The organism is Pedobacter sp. L105 (assembly GCF_009765875.1).
Lineage (GTDB): Bacteria > Bacteroidota > Bacteroidia > Sphingobacteriales > Sphingobacteriaceae > Pedobacter.
The window spans coordinates 13,889-27,257 of sequence record NZ_LMUP01000009.1 but is presented as its reverse complement, the minus strand read 5'-3'; the positions used below and the strand labels follow the sequence as shown (position 1 = coordinate 27,257).

General features: G+C 41.2%; 10 protein-coding genes. 6 read left to right on the top strand and 4 right to left on the bottom strand.

Going from position 1 to position 13,369, the window contains the following annotated elements:
* The first annotated feature begins 1 nt into the window (after window position 1).
* From GSQ84_RS18435 to GSQ84_RS18415, 5 genes are all read left to right on the top strand, one after another.
* Window positions 2-2,248, top strand: a complete 2,247-nt coding sequence (locus tag GSQ84_RS18435) for a GH92 family glycosyl hydrolase (protein ID WP_158798761.1) — start codon at window positions 2-4, stop codon at window positions 2,246-2,248.
* A 191-nt stretch (window positions 2,249-2,439) separates the two neighbouring features.
* Window positions 2,440-4,404 (top strand): glycoside hydrolase family 97 protein, encoded by a 1,965-nt coding sequence (locus GSQ84_RS18430; RefSeq protein ID WP_216848972.1) that lies wholly within the window; start codon window positions 2,440-2,442, stop codon window positions 4,402-4,404.
* A 66-nt stretch (window positions 4,405-4,470) separates the two neighbouring features.
* A complete protein-coding gene (locus GSQ84_RS18425) occupies window positions 4,471-6,393 on the top strand; it encodes a glycoside hydrolase family 97 protein (protein ID WP_158798760.1) in 1,923 nt (640 codons plus the stop codon).
* 383 nt (window positions 6,394-6,776) lie between these two features.
* The gene (locus GSQ84_RS18420) at window positions 6,777-7,700 is read left to right on the top strand and encodes an AraC family transcriptional regulator (protein WP_158798759.1); all 924 of its coding nucleotides are present in this window, start codon (window positions 6,777-6,779) and stop codon (window positions 7,698-7,700) included.
* Between the two features lie 140 nt (window positions 7,701-7,840).
* Window positions 7,841-8,785, top strand: coding sequence for an SDR family NAD(P)-dependent oxidoreductase (locus GSQ84_RS18415; RefSeq protein ID WP_158798758.1), 945 nt, complete (start codon window positions 7,841-7,843; stop codon window positions 8,783-8,785).
* A 50-nt stretch (window positions 8,786-8,835) separates the two neighbouring features.
* Here GSQ84_RS18415 and GSQ84_RS18410 read toward each other — a convergent pair whose 3' ends face one another.
* Window positions 8,836-9,366: a DUF3455 domain-containing protein gene (locus tag GSQ84_RS18410; protein ID WP_158798757.1), complete on the bottom strand. Its 531-nt coding sequence runs from the start codon at window positions 9,364-9,366 to the stop codon at window positions 8,836-8,838.
* Window positions 9,367-9,451: 85 nt separating this feature from the next.
* Window positions 9,452-10,228, bottom strand: a complete 777-nt coding sequence (locus GSQ84_RS18405) for an SDR family oxidoreductase (protein WP_158798756.1) — start codon at window positions 10,226-10,228, stop codon at window positions 9,452-9,454.
* A gap of 169 nt (window positions 10,229-10,397) precedes the next feature.
* Here GSQ84_RS18405 and GSQ84_RS18400 point away from each other — a divergent pair, with 169 nt between their 5' ends.
* Window positions 10,398-11,339, top strand: coding sequence for an AraC family transcriptional regulator (locus GSQ84_RS18400; RefSeq protein ID WP_158798755.1), 942 nt, complete (start codon window positions 10,398-10,400; stop codon window positions 11,337-11,339).
* Window positions 11,340-11,412: 73 nt separating this feature from the next.
* On the opposite strand, the gene GSQ84_RS18395 is transcribed toward GSQ84_RS18400, so the two are convergent.
* Both GSQ84_RS18395 and GSQ84_RS18390 read right to left on the bottom strand, forming a co-directional pair.
* Window positions 11,413-11,859, bottom strand: a complete 447-nt coding sequence (locus GSQ84_RS18395) for a hypothetical protein (RefSeq protein WP_158798754.1) — start codon at window positions 11,857-11,859, stop codon at window positions 11,413-11,415.
* A gap of 281 nt (window positions 11,860-12,140) precedes the next feature.
* Window positions 12,141-13,343, bottom strand: a complete 1,203-nt coding sequence (locus GSQ84_RS18390) for an MFS transporter (protein ID WP_158798753.1) — start codon at window positions 13,341-13,343, stop codon at window positions 12,141-12,143.
* Window positions 13,344-13,369: the final 26 nt, after the last annotated feature.

Genomic DNA, 13,369 nt, shown 5'->3' with positions numbered 1-13,369 from the left:
GATGAAACTTACAACTTTTACCTCCATGATGAACAGAAGCACCAGAAATGGGTTATACCTCAGCTGCATGATCTCGCTGTTAAGTATTTCCATTTGTTTGGGCCAGGTAAGCGGTAACGCACGTTTTGTTGATCCATTTATTGGAGCGGCAAACACCGGGCATACTTTTCCGGGAGCAACAGTGCCTTTCGGGATGATTCAGGCAAGTCCGGAAACAGGAAATATGGGCTGGGATTACTGCTCCGGTTATCGCTATGAAGACCAGCAGATCTGGGGATTTTCTCAAACACACCTGAACGGAACGGGTATCCCAGATCTTGGCGATCTGTTACTGCAACCCTTTACAGGATCAATAAACAGGGATAATTTTCATAGCGGTTTTTTAAAGGAAACCGAAAAGGCCTACCCGGGATATTACACCGTTGCCCTTCAGGACTTCGGGGTAAAAGTGGAGCTTACTGCTACACCGCATACCGCATTTCATCAGTATACTTACAACCCTGCAAAAGGAAAGGCAAAATTACTTGTCGACCTTCAGTCCGGGCTAGTATCATCCGAAGAGCAACTGCGCAACCGGGTAATTGAAAATGAAGTCACCTTTACAAGCCCTACCGAGATGGAGGGTTACAGCAAGGTAAATCATTGGGTAGAACGAAATTATTACTATGTGATTCAATTTAGCAGTGCCATTACCGCTAAAACGGTGTTGCCAACATTTAAAGGAGAGAAAGCCCCCCGGTATGCGCTTGAATTTGATCTGAAACCAGGAGAACAGTTAAAGGTTAAAATAGGCCTTTCTACAGTGAGCATCGCCGGGGCGCGTGCCAACTTAGCCGCAGAAACACCGGGCTGGAATTTCAATGAAACCCAGCGTAAAGCAACCAGCCAGTGGAACACCTATTTATCGAGAGTAACCGCAACAGGAAGCACTGCACAAAAAGTTAACCTGTATACCAGCTTTTATCATTTGCTGGTGCAACCCAATAATATTGCAGATGTAGATGGCAGCTACAGGGGCGCCAAAAATAAAGTTTTCAAGAGCAAATCCGGATACTATTATTCCACTTTATCCCTTTGGGACACCTACCGGGCAGCGCATCCCCTGTATACGATTCTTACGCCTGAACGCGTTGGTGGATTTATCAATACGATGCTGGAGCATTACGATCAGCAAGGTTACCTCCCCATTTGGTTGTTATGGGGCAAAGAAAATTTTTGTATGATCGGGAACCATTCCATACCGGTCATTGCTGATGCGTATTTAAAAGGTATCCGTGGATTTGATGCAGAGAAAGCTTTTCAGGCCATTAAAACATCTTCCACACAGCATCATCCTAAGTCAGACTGGGAGATCTATAACAAGTTTGGCTACCTGCCCTTTGATCTGATCAAAGAGGAGTCTGTTTCCAGAACTTTGGAATATGCTTACGATGATTATGCAGCATCGCAAATGGCCAAAGCTTTACACAAAACCGCCGACTACAACTATTTCCACAAACGATCTCTGTTTTACAAAAATTTATTGGATCCGGAAACCAAACTGATGCGGGGCAAAGATTCAAATGGGAAATGGAGAAGTCCTTTTAGCAGTTTAGCACTTTCTCACGCCTCTACTGCCGGTGGCGATTATACGGAAGGCAACGCCTGGCAATACAGCTGGTCGGTGCAGCATGACATTAAGGGCCTATCTGCTTTACTAGGCGGCAATAAAGCTTTTGCAGCAAAGCTGGATTCTTTGTTCCTATTGAAAGAGGTACAGGAGGGCACCGGTTTTACGGGCGATGTTACAGGTTTGATCGGACAATATGCCCACGGCAATGAGCCCAGCCATCATATAGCTTATTTATTTACCCTACTGGGCAAACCGGAAAGAACACAGGAACTGGTAAGGGAAATTTGCGATAAGTTTTACCAGAATAAACCAGATGGCCTATCTGGAAATGACGATTGTGGCCAGATGTCGGCATGGTACTTCTTTTCAGCAATGGGCTTCTACCCCGTTAACCCTGTTGGAGGCGATTATGTCTTTGGGGCCCCGCAGCTAAAAAAAATACAGCTTAAAGTTCCAGGACATAAAACATTTACAATTGAAGCGAAGAATTTGTCTGCATCCTGCAAATACGTTAAATCGATCATGTTAAATGGTAAACCCTACGCTGCAAATTTCATCCATCATAGGGATATCATGAAAGGCGGGAATTTGACATTTATAATGACTGCAGAGCGGCCTGAAAGTATTTCGCCCTAAATGCGCAATCTGGCAGAATTGTACTATATGCTAACTAATGCAACTGTTTAGCCGTCTGGGCAAAGATCTGAAAATTTGCAACAAAGCTCTGGATTATTGAAACGTATAGTTAAATTGCATGATCGGGTTGTTGAGCGAAGGAATAAAATACTATCCAGCTGAGGCTGTTATGATTACTAACCTATAAAAAAATGAATTTAATTAAAAAACTTTTAGTAGTACTGATCTTACTTTCCGGATGCCCTGCGGTATTATTTGCCCAGCAAATACCATTGGTATTGAAGTCTCCAAATGGCGACCTAAACGTAACTGTAAGTATTGGGGATAATATAAGCTATGCTGTAAGTGCAAAAGGCAATTTGTTATTTACCAATGCCCAGCTGGCACTGGTATTAAAAAATGAAGTGCTTGGCCAGAAACCTAAACTTTTAAACAGTAAAATCACAAAAGCTGAAGAGGTAATTACCCCTTATGTTTCGTTAAAATATGCATCCGTAAAAAGTGTTTACAACACCCTGCTATTGAATTTTAAAGGGAATTTCTCCGTTGAGTTCCGGGCTTTTGATGATGGGATTTCCTATCGCTTTATCACCAATAAAAACGATAGTATTGAAGTGATGAATGAAAACCTGGCTATTAATTTCCCGTCAGATTACCTGTTGCATCTGCAGCAAAACAATAGTTTCAAAACAGCTTACGAGGAGTTATATCAACACGTTGACTCTAAACAATGGAAGCCTGAAGATAAAATAGCCGACCTTCCCGCCCTGATTGACACGAAAAATCAATATAAAATATTATTCAGCGAGTCAGATCTTTCTGATTATCCGGCCATGTTTTTAAAGGGAACCGGCAGCAATGGTGTAGAGGCTACTTTCCCGAAAGTACCGCTACAATTTGGACCTGATGGGGACAGAAGTTTAAAGATCCTTAAGTCGGCAGATTACATTGCCAAAACCACCGGCAAGAGAAATTTCCCGTGGCGCTATTTCGTGATCACGAATGACGATAAGAAAATACTTGAAAATACCATGACCCTTAAGCTTGCCGGAAAAAGCAAAATTGCAGATCCTTCCTGGATTAAACCGGGCCAGGCCAGCTGGGAATGGTGGAATGATGCTACCCCATACGGCCCTGATGTAAACTTTGTTTCGGGCTACAACCTGGACACCTATAAGTATTATATTGACTTTGCTTCGAAGTATGGCGTAAAATATATTGTGATGGATGAAGGCTGGGCAAAAACCATAGAAGATCCCTATACGCCAAATGCAAAAGTGGATGTGAAGGAACTGATCCGTTATGGTAAAACCAAAAATGTAGACATCATTCTGTGGTTAAGCTGGTTAACAGTGCACAACAACATGGATGTATTTAAAACTTTTGAACAATGGGGCATAAAGGGAGTAAAGATCGATTTCATGGAAAGAAGCGATCAGTGGATGGTAAACTATTATGAGGATGTAGTCAAAGAAGCGGCGAAACATCACATTTTTGTTGATTTCCATGGGGCTTTTAAACCTGCAGGGTTGGAATATAGGTACCCTAACCTGATCTCCTATGAAGGTGTTAGGGGATTAGAGCAGATGGGCGGATGTTATCCAGACAACAGTATCTATTTGCCTTTTATGCGTAATGCAGTCGGCCCGATGGATTTTACCCCCGGCGCCATGATCAATATGCAACCTGAAGTAAACAAGTCGGCCAGGCCAAATGCATCTGCCATTGGAACCCGTGTTAGCCAGATGGCTTTGTATGTGGTTTTTGAAAGTGGCATACAAATGCTGGCAGATAATCCTACCCTATATTACCGTAATCCCGATTGTACGGAATTTATTACCAGCGTGCCTACAACCTGGGACGAGACAAAAGCCCTTTCGGCAATTGCCGGAGAGGTGGCCGTGGTTGCCAAAAGAAAAGGAAAAAAATGGTTTATCGGTGGGATCACCAATGGAAAAGAAAATACGAGAACGTTGACGCTTAATTTTGATTTCCTGGAAAAGAACAAAACGTACACCATGACCTATTTTGAAGATGGAATTAACGCAGGCAAACAGGCCATGGATTACCGCAAAAAAGTGGTTCACGTTAAGGCTGGCGACCAAATGACCATCAAAATGGTGCGTAATGGCGGATGGGCGGCAAGGCTGGAATAACTTGCCTGCATAACAGTAATCTCTCATCCCAGATAAAACCCCTAACCAGGTAAACCAAAGTCAAAAATGAAACATGCTCTATTATTTATTACTGCGGTATTTTTATTTGGTTCTGTAAAGGCTAAGCATCACACTTATGTATTACTATCCCCGAATACGAAGAATTGTATCACCCTTACAAAAAGGGCCGATGGTATATTCACGTATCAACTGCAAGTAAATAAAAAACAGTTGATAAATCCATCTCCCATGGGTTTCAAGATAGAAGATGGTACTACCATACCTTCTGCAACTAATTGGAAGGTAGATCATATCACAAAGCAGGATATTAATACAGTTTGGAAACCGGTTTGGGGCAAGCGGGCTATCGTTCCGGAAGTGTATAACCAAATGACAGTTACTTTATCATCTCCCGGTTCGGCAATAAAAAAGTTAGTGATCGAAGTAAGGGCTTATAATGATGGGGTTGCGTTCAGGTATCTGATACCAAAATCAGAAAGTTATCAAGTTAAAGTGACCTCGGAACTGACCGGTTTTAATTTTGCAGGCGACTATACAGCCTGGTACTACAACGGAGAGAACAGCAACATCGGCCCGGAAAAATTGACGGATTGTAATGGTACCCGCATGCCGGTGATGACCATAAAAGTTGATAATGCAAACTACCTTGCGGTTCATGAGGCAGATCTTCGTGAGGGAGAACCGCTTTTATTACATTCAGATAAAAGCACGCTAAATTTTACGGTGCTTTCAAAGCCGGCGGCATTAACCCCGGGTTATGTTTCGGCGTGGCGTACAATTGTTATTGGCAATTCACCCGGTGCGCTGATAGATTCACATCTTATAGAATTGCTGAACCCGGCACCTGCAAAAAATATAGATTTTTCATGGGTTAAACCCGGCGTTGCCGTATGGGATTGGCGTATGAATGGCGCCGTTGTAAATGGGTTTACCTATACCATGTCTTACCCATCCTGGTTACGTGCCGTGGATTTTGCTTCAAAACAAGGTATTCTTTACCTCATATTGGACGCTGACTGGTACGGGCCTGAGAATGACAAAGATTCAGACCCGCTCAACGGCAACAAAGTGGGCGATGTGAGAAAACTGATTCAATACGCAAAAAGTAAAAACGTAGGTATCTGGCTCTATTTAAATGACGTTGCCGGAAAAAAATACCCGATAGAAGCAACACTAAAACATTACGGAGATTGGGGGGCCGCTGGCGTAAAATACGGTTTTATGAATGGTAGCCCCGAAGAGAAAAATGTTTGGACGAGAAAGGTTACCGGGTTATGTGCTAAAAATCACCTGTTAGTAGACTTTCATGACGGCCCTGTACACCCCTATGGCCAGATGCGTACATGGCCCAATGCAGTGACCCGTGAATATTGCCAGTCACAGTCGGATGGACACAAAGTATTTATGCCTTCAACTTTCGTGACTTCGGCATTTGTAAATATGATAGCAGGCCCAATAGATATGTGCAATGGCATGTTTGATCTGAGACAAGGTAATACTACCCGAATAGATGAAAATCAACCTGTTCCTTCCACAGTGGTTTCAGAGGCTGCAAGAACCCTTATCGTATTCTCCGGCGCAACGGTATTACCTGATATACCCGAATTTTATCTCCAATACCCCGCGCTGCTACGGTTTATTTCAGCAGAAAAAATGCCCTGGAAAGAAAGTAAAACCCTGGCCGGGGAAATCGGCGAATACATCGTCATGATGCGTCAAAGTCACAATGCCTACCTGATAGGCGCAGCGTCCAATGAAACAGGCAGAACTATAAACATACCCTTGTCGTTTTTGCCAAAGGGTAAATTTGAAGTCGAGATCACACAAGACGGGAAGGACGCAAATTATCTTACCAACAGGGAAGTACTCCAAACTAAGGTAAAAACAGTTACCGGTGCCGATAACATAACGGTAAAACTGGCTCCGGGCGGGGGTGCCTGTTTATTAATAAAGCCGGTATTAAATTAAATTTGGTAGTAACCACTTGGCGATAAGCCTTTCTTTTTTAGCAGTTTTAGTTTGTTGGGTATCGCAAAAGGCGTCATTTTAAAATCTCATTGTTTTGTACTGTAGTTCAAAAGTTTATCAGACATTTGAATCAGTATATTAACAAGACAGTATTTTTAAAGACAATGTGAAATTTATCTGTGCAAAAAAATTACATTTTTCTTAGTTTGGCTACAAAGTCCTTCAAATCGGCTACAAAACGGGTGTTTTTAAAACTGACTTTTGTAACGTTAAACGTAGTGTAAAACAATTTGAATACCCTAATTAGGTTGACGGATTAAATACATTTAGTAACAGATGATGATTCAATTGAATCATACAATTTGAATTTAAAAGGTTCCGCTATGAAAAAGAAAGATAACAGCCCGCTCAAATTCGATTCTATATCAGCTGCTCACCAGGCTTTTGGCTTACCAAAGCCCGCCCATCCGCTGATCAGTCTTGTAAACACTACCGGGCTGCCTGGTCATGTGGTCCGGCCTTCGGGAAGCCATCTCCTTAATTTTTATAAAATATCCCTGCGGACAAAACTAAGTGCATCTTTAAAATACGGCCAGGGATACTATGATTTTGCTGAAGGCGGATTGTTATTTGCCGCACCAAATCAACTGATCGGTAGTAGAGACGATGGGCCTAAAGATGGAATTTCGGAGTATGTGTTACTCGTTCACCCCGACTTTTTTATTGGATATCCCTTGTCTGGAAAGATCAAACAATATGGATTCTTTTCCTATTCAACAAATGAAGCTTTACACCTTTCCGAGCGGGAAAAGGCAACGATCGTTTCAACGTTTAAACTCATTGAAGAAGAATTAAACAGCAGAATAGATGATTTTAGCCAGGAAGTCATTGTTACGCAGATTGAGCTGTTGCTCAATTATGCCAAGCGTTTTTATAAACGTCAGTTCATTACCCGCAAGGCCACCAGCAATGCTTTGTTACAACAATTTGAACTTTTACTGGATGAATATTTCAGCAACGAAAAGTCTTTAAGCAAGGGAATTCCGACTGTACATTATTTAGCAGAGAACCTAAATATTTCCCCACAATACCTGAGTGATCTATTGCGCTCGCTGACGGGGCAAAATGCACAACAGCATATTCATGATAAGCTCATTGAGAAAGCAAAAGAAAAACTATCAACTACCAATCTTTCCGTCAGTGAAGTAGCCTATGTAATGGGATTTGAACACTCACAATCTTTTAGTAAGCTGTTTAAACTCAAAACCAAGGTGTCGCCACTGGCTTTCAAAAGGTCTTTTAATTAAAAAAGGTCAGCTCACAGTTCTAGTTCACCATCAAATATTTTGTTTGATGCCTATGCGGCAACTTCCGGTTGCTTGTATGCAGGGGAATTTTATGCCAAAAAATTAAGTAGTGTAAAAATCATAAATATTTTAAAATTAAAATGAAATCAATTATCATCACAGGCGCGAATAGCGGAATAGGTTTTGAATGTGCGTTGCAACTGGCAAATACCGCACCGGATACGCAAATTATCCTGGCCTGCAGAAATATACAGATCGGAGAAGAGGCTGTAAAACAAATACAGCGCAAAACCGGTCATCAAAATTTAGTTTGCTGGGTGCTGGACTTAGCTTCGCTGAAATCAATAAAAAAGTTTACTACTGATTTTGCCATGTTGCCCCAACCTGTTATATCAGCTTTGATCAACAATGCCGGGGGGCTATTTATGGGTAAAACCTCTTACACAATGGACGGCTTTGAAACTACCTTCGGCACAAACCACCTCGGCGGATTCTATTTGACTTTATTGTTGCTGCCTTTTATCGAAGAAAACGGGAGTATCACATTTACTTCCAGCGGAGTGCACGATCCAGCAAATCATACCGGCATTGCGCCACCAGAATATACAAGTGGCAGAAATCTGGCTTTTCCGGAAATATCAAATGACAGTGAAATGGTTGTGGCACAACGGCGCTACTCGACCTCAAAACTTTGCAACATTTTAACGGCCTATACCCTGCACCAGAAGTTAACCGAAAAAAAGATCAGGGTAAATGCTTTTGATCCGGGAAAGGTACCCGGTACGGGATTCCTGAGAACCCTCCCATCTCCCATGCGTTTAGTTGCCGGTCTGTTGACACAGTTAAGCCTGCTTCTTGGAAAGAAGGATATATTTAGTGCAGCAACATCCGGCAAAAGGTTGGCAAAATTGGCCTGTTCGCAAGAATTACAACTATTAAGCGGGATATATTACAAACGAGGGCAGGTCACAGACTCGTCGGCCGATTCCCATAATCAAACTTTCCAGGCTGAGTTATGGAAATCAAGCATCATACTAACAGGTTTAGAACAACAAGAAACCAGCGTAAACCTGCAACTATCATAGAAATATGAAAAAGGAGAACTGAAAAACGCCGCTGTTCATCTCCTTCTATTTTATTTATAAAAAAGGTATTCTGCGGTATAGGGAACTTCCAACAACTGGCCGTTACGTGGCGGAGTGCCGGTTATTAAAGGCGAATTTCCACCACGGGTATTGATACGCTGTATATAGGTGACCTCCTTAGCTTGCCCTGTTCCTTCAGGCGTTATCCCTTTCAACAACAACCACGGAACAGACAGGCTATCTGAAGCTTTCACAGATTTCAGCTTTAAGCCACTAATTGTAGATCCATCCTTCATTTTCCATGTTGGTTTTTTCCCCGCATTCAGGTAGTGTTTGCCAACGAGTTTATGATAGTCGGTATCGCTGTACAAATCTGCTTTCGGTGCTATAAATACCCAGGAATAGCGGGTGGTATCCTTTGAATCCTGGGAACAAACATATTGCTGTACGCCTTTAGCATAAACATGGGTTATTAAACTGGTTCCATTAGGAACTTTTAATGAATCTGGAATTACCCTATCCTGCGCAGCAGTACTCAGCGCACAAAATAGTAAAAACGAAGTAGCAATGTTGCGGATCATAATTCATAAACATCAAATCATCGGGAAAGTTATAATTTTCTAATGATTATGTAAGATTGCCTTATCACCATTGGCATTACTGATTTCAATTACCCACCATTTGTTTTGCACCAGCTTTACTCAATTGCTTTAATAAAAAACCAGGTGCAAGCCTGCTCATGATTAACAAAATGCGGGAAAGGCCGGGATATACTTCATACTTACCCTTTTCCATAGCCTTTATTGTCATATCGACAATCTCTAAAGGATCCATTAATTTGATGTCAAATCCGTCCATACCCTCAAATTGATCGTTTAAAGGTGTGTTTGCAGCCGGGGCAACTAATTCAAATACTTCTACTTTTGTATTTTTAAGTTGCACGCGCAGCGATTTGGTGTAAGACCGCAAGCCGGATTTTGTAGCGCCATAAATTGGTGCTATCGGAAACGGAACCATAGAAAGACCTGATGTTACATTTACTATGGCAGCCGATTTCATCTGTTTTAAGTGCGGAAGAAATGCCTGTACCATGCGGATAGGGCCCATCAGGTTGGTTTCTACCTCGCGGGTAATATCGGTTAGGCCTATCGATGTGTCATGAAGGCTGATCGCGCGCATTTGACCGGCATTATTAATTAATATATTGAGATCAGGAAATTGCCTGATTACTTTTTCATATAGTGCGGATATCTCTTCCGGATTGCTTACATCACTTTGGAAAGTATGTAAACCTGGTAAGTTTTTTTTAGCTGACGCTAATTTCACAGCATCCCTGCCCGTTACAATGACGTTGTTTTTTAGTTCCAGCAGTCTTTTAGCGAATATTAATCCGAAGCCACTTGTTCCGCCGGTGATGAGTATAGTGTTATTTTTAAGTTCCATCTTTTTCTTTTTTTAATGATACCTCAAAGGTAGGCCGGCTTCAGATAGGTGATTTACTCAATTCAATCCATTATTTATCAGATTCAAATATGACTTATATTTAAACAAGGTGAAAACGTATATTTGATAGGTAATCAACAGCTAAGGAATTATTTAATTCAATCAACCCATGAAAAAACTAACCATTGATGACTTCTATAAAGACACCGCCGAGGCAACCCAGGAAAATGTAGATAACCTTTTACCTCCGGGAATAAAAAAGGAAATAGGCCATTTTAATGTGTTCAGCGTAGCTGATCTGGTTACCCGGTTCAAAGCAGATCCGCAAACTATGGTGTACAATCAGCGGGAATATTATAAGATCAGCCTGATCAGGGGGAAAAGCTTGGTGGAGTATGCAGATAAGGTTATTGAAGTAGAGAAGTACGCGTTGTTGTTCGCCACACCCAAGATCCCTTACCGCTGGGTACCTCAAAATGAGGATCAGAAAGGATATTTCTGCGTATTTACCGGTGATTTTCTTTTGCCTTCGAAAAGCGGTGGTGTAGTGTTGGATGATCTCCCTTTATTCCGCCCCGGAGCATGCCCGGTATTTCAGATCTCCGAATCACAGGCAGATAACATGGTGTTGATTTACAAGAAAATGCAGGAAGAAATGGCTTCAACTTATTTGTATAAGTATGATATGATCAGAAATTTCCTCATGGAGATGATCCATAATGGACAAAAGCTAGAACCATTAACCACCTATAATTATACCCATAATGCCTCAGCCAGGATTTCTTCCCTGTTCCTTGAATTGCTCGAAAGACAGTTCCCGATTGCTTCGCCAGAACAAAAAGTCAGTCTCAGAACAGCGAAAGATTATGCCGATCAGCTTTCTGTGCACAGTAACCACCTGAACAAGGTGTTGAAAGAGAATACGGGAAAAACAACAACTGAACATATCACTAACCGGCTTATTCAGGAAGCTAAAATTTTGTTGAAACAAACGGATTGGAACATTTCGGAGATTGCTTATAGCCTCGGTTTTGAACAGTTATCTCATTTTTCAAGTTTTTTCAAGAAACAAACACAATTAACACCTGTTGAGATCAGGACGGAGTTGTGATTTGTTGAATTAGCAGGGGTTTATGACTAGTTACAACTAGCGCACAACTTCTCAGCCAAATTCTCTTTTTTAACTAATTTAAAAATCGGTAATCCAACACATTCCAATTTTTCATTTCATTTGTTTCGCCACCTAAATAATGTATTCGAATGTAATATTTTTTTCTAACAGGGTTACCTAAGCTATTTTGACTGTCAACATATCCTGATATCCTCCATGACGTATCTTGTACTACAGCTCGTATGCTATAACCACCCATTATAGGATAATCGGCAGATTGAGGATTAGTTAAGCTCTGCGATATGTAAAAATGACTAGCAGCATATGCTTCATTGTCTGTTGGAAAGTTCACTGGCAATAGTATTTCTTCACCAGATGAATTTTTACTATAATTTTTATTAGGAAAGATTTTCCCATCTCCTGTACAACTTTTATAAACTATTATGGCTATTACCGAGGCAATTAATAGAATTCGAAAAATTTTACGTCCAGTGGATGGCTTACTCGTTGTTGCTGACATATGAGAGTGTTATAAAGCATCTTAAAACTAATGAAAGTTTTCGAAAAAACTTCTCAGACTAAAATTTTGAACAGCACAGTTACAAGAAGCTGTTATGCTTTTCTAATCCTACTCCTAAAATATCTTTCTTTATCCTTATCCATGAAATGGACATAACAAGCTTTCATACCTCTTCCAAATAAGACCCAGTAGGTATTTTTCACTAATTTCGGAAAATATTAGCCTGAGTGAAAGATGATAAGCGTTTTTGGTGTTTGTTGATTATAATCCAGATGAAGGGCTTAATGAGGTTGAGCTAATTCTCCTTTAGGTAGGTAGTTTGAAAATGTAATTATCGCTGCCAGTATGATACATGCAGCTATCAAATACAAAGTACCAGGGCTGCTTAAATAGATGGCAGCGGCACCCATTGGGATAAGTACATTGTTCGCCGACTGCAAACTTTGGTTTACGCCTTGTAACTTCCCCTGTTGGGTTTCGTCAACAGACTGTGATAAAATTCCATTATAGGTAGGTTCGAATAAGCCTTCGCCGCAGATGATAAATACAATTGCTAATCCAATAATAGTTACCGATGGCATCAATGTACTTACCGCAACAAGTCCTAAGCCAGTTCCGAGACCAATTAAGCCGGCTATTCCGATATGTCTTTGGTTAAAACTTTTCAATAACCAAGGCAATATAAAGGCACGTACTGTAATATCGCAGATACCAACAAGTGTTAGCATAACGCCAATAAATGCTGGTCCCCATTTAAAAATATCTTTTAGGAAAATGATGAAATTAAAATGGAATATGCCCAAGCCTGCATAAAACAATATGCCTAATATCAGCAGCAATTTGATTGCTTTCAATCCGAACATATCTTTGAAATGTGAAAAGGCATTAAAACTCCTAAGTGTTATCTGTTTAGTCCTGTTTTCAGGAGCTAAAGATTCGGGTAACAGAAAATATACCGCTACTCCGGAAATGAAGATTAATGCGGCAGTCACATAAAAAGGTAGGGAGATATCGATGCCGCCCAGCAATCCACCCAGTGCCGGCCCTCCTAACTTCCCTATCCCCATCGCCGAACCGATGTAGCCAAACCATTTAGCCCGATCTTTAGGTGGTGTGCAATCTGATACATAAGCAAAGAGTGTACTTATATTTCCGGCTGTAAGTCCATCGATGATGCGTCCAAGGAATAGTATCCAAAGTGCGCCTCCAATTCCAAACAAAACATAACCGATTACAGAGCCGGCCAAGCTAAGGAGTAAGATTTTTCTCCGGCCGTACCTGTCACTTAAGGCACCCAAGGCAGGAGCTGCAAAAAAAGTACAAGCAGCAAAAACCGATATTAGGGCACTCATGCCTATAACTACTTGCCCGGAAGGGAGATATTTTCCAACGATAAAGGGTAAAAGGGGTAACACTATTGACATTCCAATGGAATTTAGCGCTACAATCCCTATGATAATCCATAGTTGTTTTTTTGACTGCATTTTTAGCGTTAGATGTCGATTATATA